General features: G+C 67.5%; 19 protein-coding genes. 10 read left to right on the top strand and 9 right to left on the bottom strand.

Annotated features, from left to right (window positions below; all coding sequences use genetic code 11):
* Positions 1–66: 66 nt before the first annotated feature.
* Positions 67–1824: a single-stranded-DNA-specific exonuclease RecJ gene (recJ, locus tag EGM71_RS09535; RefSeq protein WP_188489446.1), complete on the bottom strand. Its 1758-nt coding sequence runs from the start codon at positions 1822–1824 to the stop codon at positions 67–69.
* 121 nt (positions 1825–1945) lie between these two features.
* Between recJ and EGM71_RS09530 the strand changes: the two genes are divergently transcribed.
* Positions 1946–2989 (top strand): DUF1176 domain-containing protein, encoded by a 1044-nt coding sequence (locus EGM71_RS09530; RefSeq protein ID WP_188489445.1) that lies wholly within the window; start codon positions 1946–1948, stop codon positions 2987–2989.
* Positions 2990–3013: 24 nt separating this feature from the next.
* On the top strand, positions 3014–4060 hold the full coding sequence (locus tag EGM71_RS09525; protein WP_223224563.1) for a DUF1176 domain-containing protein: 1047 nt from the start codon (positions 3014–3016) through the stop codon (positions 4058–4060).
* A 76-nt stretch (positions 4061–4136) separates the two neighbouring features.
* Here EGM71_RS09525 and EGM71_RS09520 read toward each other — a convergent pair whose 3' ends face one another.
* The 5 genes from EGM71_RS09520 to EGM71_RS09500 form a co-directional block, all read right to left on the bottom strand.
* Positions 4137–5057: a phosphoglycerate mutase gene (locus EGM71_RS09520; RefSeq protein WP_188489441.1), complete on the bottom strand. Its 921-nt coding sequence runs from the start codon at positions 5055–5057 to the stop codon at positions 4137–4139.
* A gap of 4 nt (positions 5058–5061) precedes the next feature.
* Positions 5062–5526 carry a transcription elongation factor GreA gene (gene greA / locus EGM71_RS09515; protein ID WP_188489793.1) on the bottom strand — a complete coding sequence of 155 codons (465 nt, stop codon included), beginning with the start codon at positions 5524–5526 and terminating at the stop codon, positions 5062–5064.
* Between the two features lie 8 nt (positions 5527–5534).
* Positions 5535–8777, bottom strand: coding sequence for a carbamoyl-phosphate synthase large subunit (gene carB / locus EGM71_RS09510; RefSeq protein WP_188489439.1), 3243 nt, complete (start codon positions 8775–8777; stop codon positions 5535–5537).
* Positions 8778–8925: 148 nt separating this feature from the next.
* The gene (carA, locus tag EGM71_RS09505) at positions 8926–10053 is read right to left on the bottom strand and encodes a glutamine-hydrolyzing carbamoyl-phosphate synthase small subunit (protein WP_188489437.1); all 1128 of its coding nucleotides are present in this window, start codon (positions 10051–10053) and stop codon (positions 8926–8928) included.
* A gap of 309 nt (positions 10054–10362) precedes the next feature.
* Positions 10363–11043 (bottom strand): 4-hydroxy-tetrahydrodipicolinate reductase, encoded by a 681-nt coding sequence (locus tag EGM71_RS09500; protein ID WP_430544084.1) that lies wholly within the window; start codon positions 11041–11043, stop codon positions 10363–10365.
* Between the two features lie 138 nt (positions 11044–11181).
* Between EGM71_RS09500 and EGM71_RS09495 the strand changes: the two genes are divergently transcribed.
* The 4 genes from EGM71_RS09495 (at position 11182) to EGM71_RS09480 (ending at position 13559) form a co-directional block, all read left to right on the top strand.
* The gene (locus tag EGM71_RS09495; protein WP_430544078.1) at positions 11182–11943 is read left to right on the top strand and encodes a 3-oxoacyl-ACP reductase; all 762 of its coding nucleotides are present in this window, start codon (positions 11182–11184) and stop codon (positions 11941–11943) included.
* A 4-nt stretch (positions 11944–11947) separates the two neighbouring features.
* Positions 11948–12343: a MerR family transcriptional regulator gene (locus EGM71_RS09490; RefSeq protein ID WP_188489434.1), complete on the top strand. Its 396-nt coding sequence runs from the start codon at positions 11948–11950 to the stop codon at positions 12341–12343.
* A gap of 55 nt (positions 12344–12398) precedes the next feature.
* On the top strand, positions 12399–12980 hold the full coding sequence (locus EGM71_RS09485) for an NAD(P)H-dependent oxidoreductase (protein WP_188489432.1): 582 nt from the start codon (positions 12399–12401) through the stop codon (positions 12978–12980).
* 117 nt (positions 12981–13097) lie between these two features.
* Positions 13098–13559 (top strand): DUF4304 domain-containing protein, encoded by a 462-nt coding sequence (locus EGM71_RS09480; protein ID WP_188489430.1) that lies wholly within the window; start codon positions 13098–13100, stop codon positions 13557–13559.
* A gap of 141 nt (positions 13560–13700) precedes the next feature.
* Here the strand turns inward: EGM71_RS09480 and EGM71_RS09475 are convergent, their stop codons facing one another.
* From EGM71_RS09475 to EGM71_RS09465, 3 genes are read right to left on the bottom strand one after another with little or no spacing between them, the layout of a single operon-like run.
* A complete protein-coding gene (locus tag EGM71_RS09475; protein ID WP_188489428.1) occupies positions 13701–13955 on the bottom strand; it encodes a DUF6587 family protein in 255 nt (84 codons plus the stop codon).
* On the bottom strand, positions 13955–15820 hold the full coding sequence (feoB, locus tag EGM71_RS09470) for a ferrous iron transport protein B (RefSeq protein ID WP_164118364.1): 1866 nt from the start codon (positions 15818–15820) through the stop codon (positions 13955–13957). Before feoB ends, EGM71_RS09475 begins: the two co-directional genes overlap by 1 nt.
* On the bottom strand, positions 15817–16071 hold the full coding sequence (locus EGM71_RS09465) for a FeoA family protein (RefSeq protein ID WP_005409473.1): 255 nt from the start codon (positions 16069–16071) through the stop codon (positions 15817–15819). The genes feoB and EGM71_RS09465 overlap by 4 nt, the downstream gene beginning before the upstream one ends.
* 119 nt (positions 16072–16190) lie before the next feature.
* Between EGM71_RS09465 and EGM71_RS09460 the strand changes: the two genes are divergently transcribed.
* The 4 genes from EGM71_RS09460 (at position 16191) to EGM71_RS09445 (ending at position 19144) form a co-directional block, all read left to right on the top strand.
* Positions 16191–16979, top strand: a complete 789-nt coding sequence (locus EGM71_RS09460; protein ID WP_014037048.1) for an enoyl-CoA hydratase/isomerase family protein — start codon at positions 16191–16193, stop codon at positions 16977–16979.
* 2 nt (positions 16980–16981) lie between these two features.
* Complete coding sequence (locus EGM71_RS09455; protein ID WP_188489426.1) at positions 16982–17383, top strand: VOC family protein; 402 nt, start codon at positions 16982–16984, stop codon at positions 17381–17383.
* The gene (locus EGM71_RS09450) at positions 17380–18273 is read left to right on the top strand and encodes a hydroxymethylglutaryl-CoA lyase (protein ID WP_188489425.1); all 894 of its coding nucleotides are present in this window, start codon (positions 17380–17382) and stop codon (positions 18271–18273) included. Before EGM71_RS09455 ends, EGM71_RS09450 begins: the two co-directional genes overlap by 4 nt.
* A 100-nt stretch (positions 18274–18373) precedes the next feature.
* On the top strand, positions 18374–19144 hold the full coding sequence (locus EGM71_RS09445; RefSeq protein ID WP_188489423.1) for an SDR family oxidoreductase: 771 nt from the start codon (positions 18374–18376) through the stop codon (positions 19142–19144).
* The last annotated feature ends 8 nt before the right edge of the window (positions 19145–19152 follow it).

Raw genomic sequence — 19152 nt, 5'->3', positions numbered from 1 at the left:
ACGGAGGGGATTAAGTCGTTTGTGCCTTGTTTGCCATTTGCGACTTAATCCCCTCCGTCCCCTTTTTCATGCGGGGAGGCTGTGCTCCACGATCAGCTGGATGGCGCTGCCGCCGCGATAGTCGTCGCAGGCGAGCCGATAGGCGAGATGAACGTGGCGACCGGGCGCGTTGCCGTGCCAGCCGCCGAAGTGGATCGCGTTGATCGTGCCGGGTACGCCGGGCAGGCGCAGCTCCAGCTTCAGGTGTCGCTCTTTCAACACGCGCCAGTTGGCCACTTCGAAGTGGCCGTCGAACAGCGGCTCGGGGAAACCCTGGCCCCACGGCCCGGCCAGGCGCAGTGCGTCGGCGTGGCGATGGTCGAGCTCGTCGGCGGCCAGTTCGCCGTCGCTGAGGACCTGCTGCTGCAGTGCCGCCGGGTCGAGCATTTCCAGTACCACGGCGACGAAGGCGGCCTTGAAGTCATCGACGTGATCCAGCTGCATGCTCAGTCCAGCCGCCATGGCATGGCCACCGAAGCGTTCGATCAGTCCCGGGTGGCGTGCATCGACCAGCGCCAGTGCGTCACGGATGTGCAGGCCGGGAATCGAACGCGCCGAGCCGCGCAGGGTGTCGGCACCCGGTTCAGCCGGGGCGAAGGCAATCACCGGGCGATGCAGGCGATCCTTCATCTTCGACGCGACCAGGCCGACCACGCCCGGGTGCCAGTCGGCATCGAACAGGCAGGCCGCCACCGGGCGCTGGCCGGCCATGTCCAGTACCACGCGGGTCAACGCCTGCTCGGCGTCGTCGGTCATCGATTGCTGCACGGCGCGCCGTTCCGAATTGATCTGCTCCAGCGTCTGCGCGATCTCGCGCGCCTGGCGCGGGTCTTCGGTCAGCAGCAGGGCAATGCCCAGCGCCATGTCTTCCAGCCGGCCCGCCGCGTTCAGGCGTGGGCCGAGTGCGAAGCCGATATCGGTGGCGGTCAGTCGCGCGGCATCGCGGCCGCTGGCTTCGATCAGCGCACGCAGGCCGACACAGCCCTGCCCTGCGCGCAGGCGGCGCAGGCCCGCGCTGACCAGTGCACGGTTGTTCGGGTCCAGCGCCACCAGGTCGGCGACGGTGCCGACCGCCACCAGGTCCAGCAGCGTGGTCAGGTCTGGACCCTTGCCGTCGGCAAAGACACCGGCTTCGCGCATCTGCCGGCGCAGCGCCATCAGCACGTAGAAGATCACGCCGACGCCGGCCAGCGACTTGCTGGGGAAAGCATCGCCGTCCAGATTGGGATCGACGATGACATCGGCCGGCGGCAATTGCGGACCGGGAAGATGATGATCGGTGACCAGCACCTGCCAGCCACGCGCCTTGGCCGCAGTCACGCCGGCATGGCAGGCAATACCGTGGTCGACCGTGACCAGCAGGTCCGGCTTCAACGCGGTCAGCTCTTCCACCAGCGACGGCGACAGGCCGTAGCCGTGCACCATGCGGTTCGGCACCGCGTGGAAGACATGCTGCGCCCCGAGCATGCGCAGGCCGCGCACGCCGACCGCGCAGGCGGTGGCGCCATCGCAATCGAAATCGCCAACCACCAGGATGCGCTTGTCGTTGGCGATGGCCTCAACCAGCAGGCCCACCGCATCGTCGATGCCAGTCAGCAGCTCGGGAGCGTGCAGATTGCCCAGTTTCGGCTGCGCCAGCTCCGGCGTGCCCGCACCCCGGCTGGCATAGAGACGCGCCAGCAGCGGCAGCGTGCCCTCCGGCCAGCTTCCGGGCGCGACCGCATCGCGGCGGCGGATCGTCGGCGTATCAGGGGACGGCTGCACAGCATCGGCGGCAAGGGACATCGGCATCGCCGGGTGACGGAAGACCCGCGCATGATACCCGCTCGGCGTGCCCGGCTCTTCCTGGGCTTGGCGCAGGCGTGGCCATCGCCCATGCTTGTTCGCTTCTGAAACGGAATTCGCCATGTACCGCCCGCTGTGCGCTCTGATTGTCGGCCTGCTGCTGCCGCTCACTTCCCATGCCGGAAACACGCCGGTCACACCCGGTATCGAGTTCGTGCACCACGACTGGTTCCTGGCCTGCGACAACACCGGCACCTGCCGTGCCGCCGGCTATGGCCCGGAGAGCGCAGACAGCCCGCTGAGCCTGATGCTGGAACGTGCCGGCGGTCCCGGCACGGCAGTAAAGGCGCGACTGCGGGTGGGCGAGGATGGCGAAAGCGCAATGCCAGAAGGCGCGATGCGCCTGCTGGTGAACGGCCGTGATCTGGGGCCGGTGCGGGACACCGGCGCCGACGAATCCGTGACGCTGCGACCGGCGCAGGTTGGTGCGCTGCTCACCGCCCTGCCCGGCCAGGCCCGCATCGAGGTGATCGACAGCAGGGCCACGCGCTGGCCGATTTCCGATCGTGGTGCCGCCGCCGTGCTGTTGAAGATGGACGAAGTACAAGGGCGCCTTGGCACGCCCGGTGCCCTAGTACGGCGTGGCACGCGCGCTGAAGCGAGTGTGCCGGCTGCGCAGACCAGGCCCGTGATCATGCGTGCCACGCTGGCGGCTACTCGCCCCGGAGACAGCAAACTGGGTAGCAGCGAAGCGCTGCGCGACGCGCTGATTGCCACGCTCGACGACGGTGACGACTGTCCGCGTCTGATCGAGTACAAGGGCACCCCGGAAATGGTGATCGAGCGGCTGGACGACAGCCATGTACTGGTGCAGGCGCTGTGCCAGATGGGTGCATACAACTACAGCAATGGCTTCTGGATCGCGCGCGATCGCCCTCCGTTCGCCCCGCAGGCGGTCACGCTCGAAGCGGAGGGTTTCTCGCACTTCGAGCGCACGCTGTACGCACGCTACAAAGGCCGCGGCATCGGCGACTGCGTTTCCGGCTCGGACTGGACATGGGATGGCCGCCGATTCCAGCCAAGCAGTGCCTTCAGCACCGGGCTGTGCCGTGGCATGCCGGGCGGTCACTGGATGCTGCCGACCCTGGTCAGCGAGGTTCGTTGAATGCGCTCCCCTGCTCTGCCGCAATTGCCGCTGTTCCTGCTGGGATTGCTGGCGATGTCTTCGTCCGCCTGGGCCACGGCTCCGGTTGGCGCATCGTTCGCCGAGGGCGACTGGTTCATGGTGTGCGACAACACGCGTGCCTGCCGTATCGCCGGTGTCGGCGCCTCCGCACCGCTGAGACTGGCCGCGCTGATCGAGCGCAATGGCGGACCCGGGGAAGCGGTGGAGATCCGGCTGGTACTCGCCCGCGACGACGCTGACGACCCCGAGGCACAAGCGCAGTCTCCTGTTGGCGCACTGCACCTGCAGCTGGACGGAGAACGCGTGGGCAGCATCGGGGCACTCGAGTCAGCCACGGAGCACGCAAAGCTCACCCCGGCTCAAGTGCAGGCGTTCAACACCGCCCTCATCAGGCAATCCCGCATCAGCATCACTGATGGCAGGGGGCAGACATGGTCGCTGTCTGCATCCGGCGCAGCCGCACTGATGCTGAAGATGGATCAGATCCAGCACCGTCTGGATACGCCCGGTGCACTGGTGCAACGAGGAAGCCGACCGGAGTCGAGCGTGCCGCCCGCTCTGCCGAAGCCGGTGCTGGCCATGCCATCCAAGCGGGCACCTCCGCGTGAGGAGGATGCGCGCCTGGGCGAACGCGAGAACCTGCGCCGGCTGCTTCGGCCCGACAACAAGGCGGACTGGGCGTGCGCTGCGGATGTACCACAGACCAGCGCACCCTACATCGCCATCCAGCGCCTGGACGACCATCACGTACTGGCCTCCGTTGTCTGCCACATCCCGGGGTTCAATGTGCCGGGTGGGACGTGGTCGATCAACGACCAGGCACCGTTCAATCCCGTTTTCATTACCCAGGGCGCACTGTTCCCGTACTCACGGGAGCTGATGTTCGTTGAAGAGACTGTGGAGACCGATCGGGATCGCTGCGGAACGGGGCGCTACTGGGCATGGGATGGCCAGCGGATGCAGCTGAGCATGGAGTACGTTGGTGGCACCTGCAGTGGCGCTGGAGCTTCCACTTGGCGACTGCCGACCTATATCACTGAATTCCGGTAGGGCATCCGCCGGGCATGGCCCGGCGCTACCACAATCACCGGACTCCGCCAGGCATGGCCTGCGTGCGCAGATTGCCTCAGGCGTCGTGAAGCTGGCGCGGCTTCTTCCAGAACTGCCAGCGCTGTCCGCGATCCAACTGGAACTGCAGGCCGTCCTCGAAATCCAGCACCAGCCGCTGCAGCTCACCACGCTTCAGCGCGGCCAGCAGCGGACGGATCGCATCATTGCCGAGCTGTTGCAGTGAACGCAGCTGGCGCAGATCGACCAGTGCATCCACCGCCTGCTCGCCGTCCGCGGCCACACCGGCAGCCAGGGCCAGGCCCTGCAGCAGGGCATCGCGGCTGCGCACCTGTGCGTGCGGCGTGCTGACCGACACTGGCATCACGCCACCGCCCCAGAACCACAGCGAATTGATCGGCTGCTGTCCCTGCGCGGCGCGCTGCTGGTTCCAGGAATGGTTGTGCAGCAGCACCTGCGCTTCGGTCATCAGCGCCCGCCAGCGACGGCCGCCCTCGCCTTCCGGCAGATGCGAAAACAGGTCATCGCCCAGCACCTCGTCCGGACTGTCGAAGTCCGGCAGCTCGCTGTCGATCGGTAGACGCAGGTACCAGCGCGACGGGTCCGGTGCGTCGAGCACGAATCCGGCATCGGCGAACAACGGCTGCAGCACCGGCAGCAACGCCAGGCTGTCGGCCAGGGTCGGCCGCAGCGTTTCGCCGTAGGCCATCATCCGCGCGCCGTGCATGTCCGGCACCATGCAGGCCGGATCGGCACGCAGCCAGCTGGCGCCGGCGGCATCACCGACGTCACGCTGGCGGGTCAACGCGGCCACCGGCCAGTGCGGCGCGGCAACCGCGAAATGGCGCGTCAGCTGCGCGCGTTCGCCCGGCGCGACCTGCACGCTCGTAGCGCGGCCGAGCGCACGCGCCACATCGTCCGGCAGCGCAGCCGCGGCAAAGCGGCTGCGTGCCGGCAACAGCAGGGTCGCCGTTGCCACCGGGTCAGTCCAGGTAGCTGACGCTGACGATCTCGTACTCGCGCTGGCCGGCCGGGGCGTCGATCACGATCGAATCGCCTTCCAGCTTGCCGATCATCGCGCGCGCCACCGGCGAGGAAATCGCGATCAGGCCCAGCTTGATGTCCGCTTCCAGGTCACCAACGATCTGATACTTCTTCTCTTCGTCGGTTTCCACGTCGGCCAGCGTCACGCTGGCGCCGAACACCACCTTGGAGCCGGCGTTGAGCTTGCTCACGTCGATGATTTCGGCGTGCGACAGCTCACCTTCCAGCTGCTTGATGCGGCCTTCGATGAAGCCCTGTTCCTCGCGCGCGGCGTGGTACTCGGCGTTCTCCTTCAGGTCGCCATGCTCACGCGCTTCGGCGATCGCGGCGATCACCTTCGGGCGCTTGACCGACTTCAGGTGATCCAGTTCGTCGCGCAGCTTCTGCGCGCCCTTCATCGTGATGGGGGCTCTCATGCATTCAACTCCTTGTGCAGCTCCTGCAGCGACCAGACGGGGCCGGTGCCACGGAATTCCAGTGAATCCACCAGCGCCTTGGCGCCGGCAATGGTGGTCGAGTAGGTGACGCGATGCTGCAGCGCCTCGCGGCGGATCGAGAACGAGTCGTTGATCGCCGAACGACCTTCGGTCGTATTGACGATGTAGACGATCTCGCCGTTCTTGATCGAGTCGACGATGTGCGGACGGCCTTCGACCACCTTGTTGATGATCTCGCAGTCCATGCCGTGCTGCTGCAGCCATGCAGCCGTGCCACGGGTGGCGACCAGGCTGTAGCCACGCGCCAGCAGCGCCTTGGCCACCGGCAGCACGCGCTTCTTGTCCGGATCACGCACCGACACGAAGGCCTTGCCGACCGGAGGGGCCTTGATGCCACCGGCTTCCTGCGCACGCGCGAAGGCGGCGTTGAAGGTGCGGCCGACGCCCATCACCTCACCGGTGGAGCGCATCTCCGGCCCGAGGATCGGATCGACGCCCTGGAACTTGGCGAACGGGAAGATCGCTTCCTTCACCGAGTAGTAGTCCGGCACGATTTCCTTGGTTGCGCCCTGCTCGGCCAGGCTCTTGCCAGCCATGCAACGGGCGGCGATCTTGGCCAGCGGCATGCCGGTCGCCTTGGACACGAACGGCACGGTGCGCGAGGCACGCGGGTTCACTTCCAGCAGGTAGATGGTGTCGGCACCTTCGTCGCTGGTCTGGATCGCGAACTGGGTGTTCATCAGGCCGACCACGTTCAGGGCCTTGGCCAGCTCCACCACCTGGCGGCGCAGTTCGGCCTGGGTTTCAGCCGACAGCGAGTACGGCGGCAGCGAGCAGGAGGAATCGCCCGAGTGCACGCCGGCTTCTTCGATGTGCTCCATCACGCCACCGATCAGGACGTTGCCATCCTTGTCGGCGATGATGTCGACGTCGCACTCGACAGCATTGTCGAGGAAGCGGTCCAGCAGCACCGGCGAATCGTTGGACACCTTCACCGCGTCGCGCACGTAGCGGGCCAGATCGGCTTCGCCGTAGACGATTTCCATCGCACGGCCGCCCAGCACGTAGCTCGGGCGCACCACCAGCGGGTAGCCGATCTCGCGGGCCAGCAGCAGCGCTTCCTGGTCGTTGCGGGCGATGCGGTTCGGCGGCTGCTTCAGGCCCAGCTTGTCGACCAGCTGCTGGAAGCGCTCACGGTCTTCGGCCAGGTCGATCGAGTCCGGGCTGGTGCCGATCACCGGCACGCCGTTGGCTTCCAGCGCGCGCGCCAGCTTCAGCGGGGTCTGGCCGCCGTACTGCACGATCACGCCCTTCGGCTGTTCCAGTTCGACGATTTCCAGCACGTCTTCCAGGGTCAGCGGTTCGAAGTACAGGCGGTCGGAGGTGTCGTAGTCGGTCGACACGGTTTCCGGGTTGCAGTTGACCATGATGGTTTCATAGCCATCCTCGCGCAGCGCCAGTGCCGCGTGCACGCAGCAGTAGTCGAACTCGATGCCCTGGCCGATGCGGTTCGGGCCACCACCCAGGATCATGATCTTGTCGCGGTTGCTCGGCGCAGCCTCGCACTCGTCCTCGTAGGTCGAGTACAGGTAGGCGGTACCGGTCGAGAATTCACCGGCACAGGAGTCCACGCGCTTGTAGACCGGGCGCACCTTGTGCGCACGACGCAGCGCGCGGATGGCGGCTTCGTTGGTCCCGGTCAGCTGCGCCAGGCGTGCATCGGAGAAGCCAGCGCGCTTCAGCTTGCGCAGGCGAGCGGCGTCCAGCGCGTCGATGCCACCGGCGGCGACGTCAGCTTCGGCAGCGATGATTTCCTCGATCTGGTCCAGGAACCAGTGATCGATGAACGACAGCGCGTAGATCTCTTCCACGCTCATGCCGGCGCGGAACGCATCGGCGACGAAGAACAGGCGCTCCGGGCCCGGCGCCTTCAGCTCGCGACGCAGGGTCTGCAGGTCTTCTTCATTGCTCAGGTCCAGGCCGGTCGGGTCGAAGCCGACCTTGCCGGTTTCCAGGCCACGCAGGGCCTTCTGCACCGACTCCTGGAAGGTGCGGCCCATCGCCATCACCTCGCCCACCGACTTCATCTGGGTGGTCAGGCGCGCATCGGCCGCCGGGAACTTCTCGAAGGCGAAGCGCGGGATCTTGGTGACGACGTAGTCGATGGACGGCTCGAACGAGGCCGGGGTCAGGCCACCGGTGATTTCGTTCTTCAGTTCGTCCAGGGTGTAACCCACGGCCAGCTTGGCGGCGACCTTGGCGATCGGGAAGCCGGTGGCCTTGGAGGCCAGCGCCGACGAACGCGACACGCGCGGGTTCATCTCGATGACGACCACGCGGCCGGTGGTCGGGTTGATGCCGAACTGCACGTTCGAGCCACCGGTATCGACGCCGATCTTGCGCAGCACGGCGATGGAGGCATCGCGCAGGCGCTGGTATTCCTTGTCGGTCAGGGTCTGCGCCGGCGCCACGGTGATCGAGTCACCGGTGTGCACGCCCATCGGGTCCAGGTTCTCGATCGAGCAGACGATGATGCAGTTGTCCGCGGTATCGCGGACCACTTCCATCTCGAACTCCTTCCAGCCCAGCACCGACTCTTCCACCAGCACTTCGGTGGTCGGCGACAGTTCCAGGCCACGGCTGACGATCTCGACCAGCTCTTCGCGGTTGTAGGCGATGCCGCCACCGCTGCCGCCCAGGGTGAAGCTGGGGCGGATGATGGTCGGGTAGCCGACGCGGGTCTGGATTTCCAGCGCTTCGTCCAGGGTGTGGGCGACGGCGGCGGTCGGGCATTCCAGGCCGATCTCACCCATGGCCACGCGGAACAGCTCGCGGTCTTCGGCCATGCGGATCGCTTCGCGCTTGGCGCCGATCAGTTCGACGTTGTACTTCTCCAGCACGCCGTGGTCGGCCAGGTCCAGCGCGCAGTTCAGCGCGGTCTGGCCACCCATGGTCGGCAGCAGCGCGTCGGGCTTTTCCTTGGCGATGATCTTCTCGACCGTCTGCCAGTTGATCGGCTCGATGTAGACGGCGTCGGCCATCTCCGGGTCGGTCATGATCGTGGCCGGGTTGCTGTTGACCAGCACCACGCGGTAACCCTCGTCACGCAGGGCCTTGCAGGCCTGGGCGCCGGAGTAGTCGAACTCGCAGGCCTGGCCGATGACGATCGGGCCAGCACCGATGATGAGGATGGTCTTGAGGTCAGTGCGCTTGGGCATTTTCTTCTCTAAGTCAGTACAGCGTGACAAGGGGGGTGATCGCACGCTGTCGATCAGGAATCTTGATCCGCAGCACCGCGCCAGTGGCAGCAGCGATGCGGGGTTTACGGTCCATCGCGACGCCACCGGCGGGCCGGCGGCGTACTGATCACGCCTTGGCCTGCTCCATCAGCACCACGAAGCGGTCGAACAGCGGACCGACATCGGTCGGGCCGGGCGACGCTTCCGGATGGCCCTGGAACGAGAACGCCGGCACGTCGGTGCGGGCCACGCCCTGGTTGGTGCCGTCGAACAGCGAGCGGTGGGTCACGCGCAGGGTCGCCGGCAGGGTCGCTTCATCGATCGCGAAGCCGTGGTTCTGCGAGGTGATCATCACCCGGCCGCTGTCCAGGTCCTGCACCGGGTGGTTGGCACCGTGGTGGCCGTGGCCCATCTTCATGGTCTGTGCGCCCGAGGCCAGGCCCAGCAGCTGGTGGCCCAGGCAGATGCCGAAGGTCGGGATCTTCACGTCGATGAAGGTCTTGATCGCTTCAATCGCGTAGTCGCACGGTTCCGGGTCACCCGGGCCGTTGGACAGGAACACGCCGTCCGGCTTCAGCGCCAGCACTTCGGCGGCCGGGGTCTGCGCCGGCACCACGGTCACTTCGCAGCCACGCTCGGCCAGCATGCGCAGGATGTTGGTCTTCACGCCGAAGTCGTAGGCCACGACCTTGAACCTGGCCGGCACGCTGACGAAGGCATTGGCATCCAGGTCCAGCTGGCCCTCGGTCCAGGTATAGGTCTTCTCGGTAGTGACGACCTTGGCCAGATCCATGCCCTTCAGCCCCGGGAACTTGCGGGCGGCTTCCAGTGCCTTTTCCACGTCGATGTCGCCGGCCATCAGCGCACCGTTCTGCGCGCCCTTCTCGCGCAGGATGCGGGTCAGCTTGCGGGTGTCGATGCCAGCGATGGCGACCACGCCACGCTGGATCAGCCAGTCCTGCAGCGACACCTGGCTGCGCCAGTTGCTGGGACGGCGCGGAACGTCGCGCACGATCAGGCCGGCCGACCACACCTTGGACGCTTCATTGTCCTGGTCGGTCATGCCGGTGTTACCGATATGCGGATAGGTCAGCGTGACCATCTGCCGGGCGTAGGACGGGTCGGTCAGCACTTCCTGGTAGCCGGTCATGGCGGTGTTGAACACCACCTCACCGACGGACAGGCCGGGCGCGCCTACGGATTCGCCCTCGAATACGGTGCCGTCTTCGAGGACGAGGATTGCGGCTTGGGTCACGGGAATCTCACTTTGGCTACCGAGGGGGCTGCCGAAGTCACGCCTGCGCTTCACGGAAATCCGGTTGCAAAAAAGCGCGGACGTACGGTCTGGGACCGGTCCGGCTTTCGTGATTCGGCGAGTGCGAATTGTAGCGCTGCCGGGGCGCTCGCGCCAGCGGTTATCGCGCTTCATGAACAGGCGATTGCGCATTCATTTCAATCCGGCGGCGTATGCGGGGCCGCCATGACTCTGGTAGACGCCAACCTTGGTTGGCGCTTCCCGGAAAGCCTGCCAACCAAGGTTGGCATCTACCATCGGCCTGGACCGTTACCGGGGGCCGTCCAGCAGGTCCCGCACCCGATAGCTGCCCGGGGCCCGGTCCTGCAGCTGGCGGGCGGCGAACAGGGCACCGCGGGCGAAGATGTCGCGGTTGGTGGCCCGATGCACCAGCTCGACGCGCTCGCCCAGCCCGGTGAACTGCACCAGATGCTCGCCCACGATGTCGCCGGCACGCAGGCTGGCGTAATGCGGTTCCGCCCCGCCCCGCTGCGCGGCCGCGCCCAGGGTCAGCGCGGTGCCCGACGGCGCGTCCTTCTTCTGGGTGTGGTGCGATTCGACGATGTCACAGTTCCAGCCGGCCAGCGCCTGCGCCGCGCGCTCCACCAGCTCGTCCAGTACCGCCACGCCCAGGCTGAAGTTCGAGGCCCAGACCAGCGGGATCTTCGCCGCCGCGGCCTCCAGCGCCAGTCGCTGCGTGCTGGAGATGCCGGTGGTGCCCGACACCAGCCCTGCACCCCGCTCCACGCACAACGCCAGCAGCGGGTCGAAACCCTCCGGCAGGCTGAAGTCGATCGCCACGTCGAACACCGGCGCGCCGGACAGTTCGCTGGCACCGAAGAACGGCACGCCATCGACCACGCGCTGCGCCGGCGCACGGCCGGTCACTGCGGCCACGATCTGCAGGGTTTCGGGATGTTCGGCGGCCAGCCGCAGCAGGGCCTGGCCCATGCGCCCGGAGGCACCGTGAATAAGCAATCGCAGGGGAGTCTGGTTCATGCCTGCAGGCTAGCGGCAGCACGCCCGCTCCGGCAAGCGCCATCGCTGCTACGCTGCATGCCCTTTCATGCAATGGATGGCAGCTCCCTCATGCAGATCAGCGAACAGCTGGTACTGGTCACCGGTGCCGGCCGCGGCCTTGGCCAGCACATCGCCCGCGCGTTCGCTGCGCAGGGTGCGCGCGTCATCGTCAACTACCACCGCAGCGAAGGCCCCGCACGAGCCCTGGCCGCCGAGCTCGGCGGACAGGCAATCGCACTGCCGGCCGACGTCACTGACCGCAGCCAGGTCGATGCGATGCTGCAGCATGCCCTGGCCCACTTCGGCCAGGGCGTCACCACGGTGGTCAACAACGCACTCGCAGCGTTCTCGTTCAATGGTGATGCCCGCGACGGTGCTGCCGCCATCGGTTGGCCGGCCTTCCAGGCGCAGTTCGAGGGCAGCGTGCGCGGCGCCCTGAACACCGTGCAGGCGGCCTTGCCCGGCATGCAGGCCCGACGCTTCGGGCGCGTGATCAACATCGGCACCAACCTGTTCCAGAACCCGGTCGTGCCCTACCACGACTACACCGCTGCCAAGGCCGCACTGCTGTCACTCACCCGCACCCTGGCCGGCGACCTCGGCCCGCATGGCATCACCGTGAACATGCTGTCCGGCGGCCTGCTGCGCACCACCGATGCCAGCGCCGCCACGCCGGAAGCGGTGTTCGACTACATCGCCGCCAACACACCCCTGCGCAGCGTTACCACGCCGGCCGAATTCGCCGATGCCGCGCTGTTCTTCGCCAGCCCCTGGTCGCGCGCGGTGACCGGCCAGAACCTGGTAGTCGATGGTGGACTGGTGCGGGACTGAACCGATGCGCATCTCCGAGGTCAGCCGCCTGACCGGTGCCAGCGCCAAGGCCATCCGCCTGTACGAGGCGCGTGGCCTGTTGCCGCCGGTGCCACGGCTGAACCGCTACCGCGACTACAGCGAACAGGACGTGGCCTGGGTGCAGCTGATCCGCCAGGCGCTGGGGCTGGGTATCACGCTGGCGGCAATCTCGCGCCTGCAGGGCCGCGACGGACGGCTCGACTGGCCTGCGGTGCTGGCCTTGCTGGAACAGCAGCGCACGCGCATTGCCAGCGAACGGGCGCGGTTGGCGCAGGTCGAGCGCGCCCTGCAGCAGGTCAGCGACGAACTGCAGCAGTGGCTGCTCTCCGGCAGCCGTGACTGCGTGCTGGAACCCAGCGGCTGCACGACCCAGGCTTGACTCTGCCCCTGGGGCAGACCGCAGCCTCGCGCACTTTCCATTGCCCGAGGTTGCCGTGTCCCGTTCCATCCTGATCCTGCTCGGCCATCCCGACCGCGACAGCCTGTGCGGCGCGCTCGCCCAGCGCTATGCCACCGCCGCCGAGAACGCCGGCCACCGGGTACGCCTGATCGCTCTGGGCGACCTTGAATTCGACCCGGTGCTGCGCCACGGGTACCGCCAGATCCAGCCGCTGGAAGCGGATCTGCAGGACGCCGCCGACGCGATTGAAGCCTGCGATCACCTGGTCCTGGTCTACCCCACCTGGTGGGGCGCCATGCCGGCCCTGCTGAAGGGCTTCTTTGATCGCGTGCTGTTGCCGGGGTACGCCTTCCGCTACCGGCGCGATTCGGTGTGGTGGGACCGGCTGCTGGCCGGACGCAGCGCACGGGTGATCACCACCCTGGATACGCCGCCCTGGTACTACCGCTGGATCTACCGCGACCCGGGCATCACCCAGATCCGCGCCACCATCCTGGAGTTCTGCGGCATCCGCCCGGTGCGGGTCAGCCGCGTGGGCGCGGTACGCAGCAGCACCCCAGCGCAACGCAGTCGGTGGCTGGCGCTGGCAGCGGAGCTGGGCTCACGCGCCTGGTAGATCCACGCCATGCGTGGATGAAATGCTGGCCAGTGTTCCGGGTGTCGCGTTTGCCAATTGACCGTCAGGCACTGCGCCTCAAGGCTGTGGGCCCTTGTTACGGCCCAGGCAAAGCCCATGAAATCCTCGACCGTCTTCAGCAAGTGCGCCAGGAAGACCGGTTTTGCCGGGACGTCGACGACCCGCTACCGCTTGCTGGATGCCGCCCTGCTTGTCGTGAATCACCAGCGTGCCAGCGAAAGCCGGGGCTTCTATGTGAATGCTGGACTCTACTTTCCGGAGCTGCTCGAGTATCCCCTCGCGCCTGACGATCTTGAAACGGCTTTCCGGTACCGCTCCAGCATTCCCACGCCCCATGTCGACTGGCGGATCGAAGAAACGCCAGGCCTGCGCCGGACCTTCATCCAGCAGGATCTCGAAGATCTGCTGGAAGCCGGCAACCGCGACGGGCTGAAAGGCCTGCTGCTCGATGCCCTTGCCGACGTGGCAGGCTTCGCGGCAGCCCATGGAAACCGCGAATCGGTGCGGCGACTGAACCAGGACGGGAACTTCCGGGCGATCATCCGCAGAGAGGTTTGAATCCAGCCGAGTCCGGTAGATCCACGCCATGCGTGGCGGCCATGCGTGGCGGAAAACCCACAGTAGATCCACGCCATGCGTGGATGAAGCCCGCAAGCGTGCGAACCAAGGTTCGCACCCACCAGGGCAGGAAAAGCAGCGTCAGTGCTGCTTCGGCGGAGTCGGCCCGCAGTTGTCGCAACCGCCACAGGCGCCACCCGCTCCGCTCGCCGGCGGCGCGATCTTCCGACCCAGCGCCTGCGCCCAGGCCGCGCGGCCCGGCTTCAGCAGGGCCAGCGCCAACGCCCCGCGCAGCTTGCGCACCGTGCCGGGGAACTGCTTCTTCAGCACCACCCAGGCACTGACCAGCACGGCCACCGCGATGATCAGGTACTGCAGCAGCAGGCCGGTATCCATCAGCCGCCTCCCAGCGCCTTGGTCACCTGGTAGGTGATCAGCGCCGCCACGTAGGCCGCAGCAAACAGGTAGAACGCCGAGAAGGCCATCGTCTTCCACGAATTGGTCTCGCGCTTGATGGTGGCCAGCGTCGAGATGCACATCGGGGCGTAGATGTACCAGACCAGGAGCGACAGCGCGGTGGCCAGCGACCAGCCGTCGCTGATCAGCGGGGTCAGCGCCTGGCTGGCGGCATCGTCATCGGCCGCGGACAGCGCGTACACGGTGGCCAGCGAGGACACTGCCACTTCGCGCGCGGCCAGGCCCGGAATCAGCGCGATGCAGATCTGCCAGTTGAAGCCCAGCGGTGCGAAGAACACCGCCATCGCGTGGCCGATCTGGCCCGCGTAGCTGTAGTCGATGGCCGGCATCGTGGCGCCGGCCGGGGCCGCCGGGAACGAAAGCAGCACCCACAGCAGGATGGTCAGCGCCAGGATGATGCCGCCGACGCGCTTGAGGAAGATCATGCCGCGCTCGTACAGGCCGACCGCCAGGTCACGCACATGCGGCAGCCGGTACGACGGCAGCTCCAGCATCAACGGATGCTCGCTCTTGTCGCGGCGCCACTTCTTCATGATCCACGACATCGCCAGCGCGCTGAGGATGCCGGCCGCATACAGGCCGAACAATACCAGGCCCTGCTGGTTGAACACGCCCCACACCGTCTTCTGCGGAATGAACGCACCGATCAACAGCGCGTACACCGGCAGGCGTGCGGAACAGGTCATCAGCGGCGCCACCAGGATCGTGGCAAGGCGGTCACGCGGGTCCTGGATGCTGCGCGTGGACATGATGCCCGGCACCGCGCAGGCGAAGCTGGACAGCAGCGGGATGAACGAACGGCCGGACAGGCCGGCGGCCGCCATCATGCGGTCGAGCAGGAATGCCGCACGCGGCAGGTAGCCGGATTCCTCCAGCACCAGGATGAAGAAGAACAGGATCAGGATCTGCGGCAGGAACACCACCACGCCACCGACACCGGCGATGATGCCGTCGGTCAGCAGGCTGGCCAGCGGGCCTTCCGGCAGCACGCTGCCGACGAAGGCGCCGAGCCAGGCGAAACCGGCCTCGATGGCGTCCATCAGCGGCGTCGCCCAGGCGTACACCGCCTGGAAGATCAGGAACATCACCACCGCCAGGCTGATCAGGCCGAACACCGGGTGCAGCAGCCAGCGGTCCAGCGCGTCGTCGATCTTCGCGGTCCGCGCCGGCATCCGCACGGCCACCGACAGGATCTGGCGCACCTTGGCGTGGTAATCGATGCCACCTTCCGGGCCCGGCACCGGCGCATCCAGGTGCGGCACCATGGCATCCAAGCGCTCGACCAGCGCCTTGGCACCCTGCTTGCGCACCGCCACGGTCTCCACCACCGGCACGCCCAGCTCGCGCTCCAGCGCGGCCACGTCCACCTGGATGCCGCGGCGCTGGGCCGCATCGACCATGTTCAGGGCCACCACCATCGGCTTGCCCAGTTCGCGCAGTTCCAGCGCGAAACGCAGGTGCAGGCGCAGGTTGGTGGCATCGATCACGCACAGCAGCACGTCCGGCGCGGCTTCGCCCGGGTAGAAGCCCCGGCACAGGTCGCGGGTGATCGCCTCGTCCAGGCTGGCCGGCTGCAGGCTGTAGGCGCCCGGCAGGTCAAGCACGGCAAATTCACGGCCGGACGGCGCGCGCAGGCGGCCTTCCTTGCGCTCGACGGTGACGCCGGTGTAGTTGGCGACCTTCTGGCGGCTGCCGGTCAGCTGGTTGAACAGCGCCGTCTTGCCACTGTTGGGATTACCGACCAGCGCGATGCGCAGGGGGGCGGTGGCGGTGGTAGCGGTCATGCACGTCGTTCCTGGCTGGCGGCGTCGACCACGACGCGCTTGGCTTCACTGATCCGCAGCGCGAACCGGGTGAACCCGACCTGCACCAGCAGCGGCTCGCCGCCCACCGGGCCCTTGGCCACCAGGCGCACTTCCTCGCCCTTCACGAAACCCAGCTCGCGCAGGCGACGGGCAATGGCATCGTTGGCATGCAGGTCCTGCACGGACTCGACCACGGCCGAGGTGTGCAGCGGCAGTTCGGACAGCGTCATCTAGCGTGTTCTCTGCTGGATGTAAATGGTTCTCGATTCTAACATTCCCGCGTCGCGTCATGGCCCATGACCAATGGCCCGCTATGATCCATACAGGTATGGAGTGACCCTGGAATCCCATGAACGATGCTTTGCAGATCGAGCGCCGTGGCGCCGTCCTCACCCTCTGGCTGAACCGGCCGGAGCTGCACAACGCCTTTGACGCCAGCCTGATCGCCCGGCTGACCGCCGCACTGGAAGCCGCCGGCCGCGATGATTCGGTCCGCGCCGTGGTGGTGGCCGGCCACGGCGCCTCCTTCTCGGCCGGCGCCGACATGCAGTGGATGCGCGGCATGGCCGCCGCCAGCGAGGCCGACAACCGCGAGGACTCGCTGGCCCTGGCGCGGCTGATGCGCACCCTGGACGAGCTGCCCAAGCCTACCCTGGCCCGGGTCCACGGCGCGGCCTTCGGTGGCGGCGTCGGCCTGGTTGCCTGCTGCGACATTGCCATCGCCAGCACCTCGGCCCGCTTCGGCCTGACCGAAAGCCGACTCGGCCTGCTGCCGGCGGTGATCTCGCCCTACGTGATCGAGGCCATCGGCCCACGCCAGGCGCGGCGCTGGTTCGCCACCGGCGAGCACTTCGACGCCGATACCGCACTGCGCATCGGCCTGGTCCACCAGCTGGTCGAGCCCGAGCGCCTGGACGAGGCGCTGGAGCGGCAGCTGGCCCTGCTCGACAAGGCCGGCCCGATCGCCTCGTCCACCGCCAAGCAGCTGGTGCGGCAGGTCCGCGACAGCCATGACCGCGACGCCCTGGATCGCGATAATGCCGCCCTGATCGCGCGCCTGCGGGTGTCCGCCGAGGGCCAGGAAGGCCTCGGCGCCTTCCTCGACAAGCGCGCGCCCCACTGGGTCACGGAAGCCTGAACATGCTCGATCATCTTGGTTTGACCAGCGCCGACCTGGCGCGCAGCAGGACCTTCTTCCTGCAGGCACTGGCGCCGCTGCAGATCGGCGTGGTGATGGAAGTGACCGCCGAACAGACCGGCGCGCACGACCACATCGGCTTCGGCAGCGACGGCAAGCCGTTCTTCTGGCTCGGCAATGGCTGCACCGCCAGCCACGGCGTGCACGTCGCCTTCGCCTGTGCCAGCCGCGACCAGGTGGACGCCTTCCATGCCGCCGCACTTGCCGCCGGCGGCCGCGACAACGGCGCCCCGGGCCTGCGCCCCTGGTACCACCCGGACTACTACGGCGCCTTCGTGCTCGACCCGGATGGCAACAACATCGAGGCGGTCTGCCACCGTCCCACCGCCGGGGAGGCCGCATGAGCGATTACGTCCGCATCGTCGAGGTCGGCCCGCGGGACGGCCTGCAGAACGAAAAGCAGTCGGTATCCACCACCGACAAGATCGAACTGATCAACCGCCTGTCGGCCACCGGCCTGCGCAGCATCGAGGCGACCAGCTTCGTCAGCCCGAAGTGGATTCCGCAGCTGGCCGACGCCGCCGAGGTCTACGCCGGCATCCAGCGCCGGCCGGGTATCCACTATCCGGTACTGGTGCCGAACGAACAGGGCTACGACCGCGCCCGTGCGGTGGGCGTGGAGGAAGTGGCGGTGTTCACCGCCGCCTCCGAGGCGTTCAACCGTACCAACACCAATGCCGGCATCGACGAATCGCTGGCCCGGTTCGAGCCGATCCTGCGCCGTGCTGCCGCCGATGGTGTACGCGTGCGCGGCTACGTCTCCACCGTGCTCGGCTGCCCCTACCAGGGCGAGGTGCCGCTGGCCGACGTGGTGCGGGTGGCGCGCGCCCTGCACCAGATGGGCTGTTATGAAATTTCGCTGGGCGACACCATCGGCGTCGGCACCCCGCGCAAGGCACGGGCGATGCTGCAGGCGGTGGCCGCCGAGATACCGATGGAAGCGCTGGCCGTGCACTTCCACGATACCTATGGCCAGGCCATCGCCAACATCGCCACCTGCCTGGAGGAAGGCGTGCGCGTGGTCGACAGCGCCGTGTCCGGCGCCGGTGGCTGCCCGTACGCAAAGGGCGCCAGCGGCAACGTCGCCAGCGAAGACGTGGTCTATCTGTTGCAGGGCCTGGGCCTGGACAGCGGCGTGGACCTGCCAGCACTGGCCGAGACCGGCCGCTGGCTGGCCGGCCTGCTTGGCCGCGCCACCGCCAGCCGCACCGGGCAGGCGCTGGCCGCCGGCTGATCGCCGCGCTGCGCCGTCCCGCACCGGCGGCGCAGTGCACAACAGCGACGGTCGCGGCTTCCGTTAGAATCGGCGGTTCTCGAACCTGCAGGACCGTTCAATGCAGCTGTCTTCCGTACGTGCCGTGATCACTGGCGGCGTCTCCGGCCTCGGCCTGGCCGTGGCTCAGCACCTCGTCGCCCAGGGCGGCAAGGTGGCCCTGTTCGACCTCAACGACGACAAGGGCGCAGCTGCCGTTGCCGGGCTGGGTGCCGACAAGACCCGCTATTTCAACGTCAACGTCAGCGATGAGGCGGCCGTGGCTGCGGCCATCGACCAGGCCCACGATTTCCTCGGCGGCCTGAACGTGGCGATGAACTGCGCCGGCATCCTCGGCGCCGGCCGCGTGCTGGGCAAGGAAGGCCCGATGCCGCTGGCTGGCTTCCAGGGCACGGTGATGGTCAACCTGGTCGGCAGCTTCAATGTCGCCAAGGCCGCGGCCAACCGCATGCAGCACAACGAGGCCGGTACCGATGGCGAGCGCGGTGTGATCATCAACACCGCCAGCATCGCCGCCTACGAAGGCCAGATCGGCCAGGCCGCGTATGCCGCCAGCAAGGGCGGCGTGGTGTCGATGACGCTGCCGATGGCACGCGAACTCTCGCGCTTCGGCATCCGCGTCAACACCATCGCTCCGGGCGTGTTCTGGACGCCGATGGTCGATGGCATGCCCGAAACCGTGCAGCAGTCGCTGGCCGCCTCGATCCCGTTCCCGTCGCGCCTGGGTAAGCCGGAAGACTTCGCCAACCTGGTCGGCTTCATCCTCGGCAACACCTATCTCAACGGCGAGACCATCCGCCTGGACGGCGCTACCCGCCTCGCTCCGAAGTGATTCCCCCC

Source organism: Stenotrophomonas maltophilia, assembly GCF_006970445.1.
Classification (GTDB): domain Bacteria; phylum Pseudomonadota; class Gammaproteobacteria; order Xanthomonadales; family Xanthomonadaceae; genus Stenotrophomonas; species Stenotrophomonas maltophilia_AU.
Note: the sequence above shows the minus strand (reverse complement) of the source record. Positions and strands in the feature narration are given on the sequence as shown.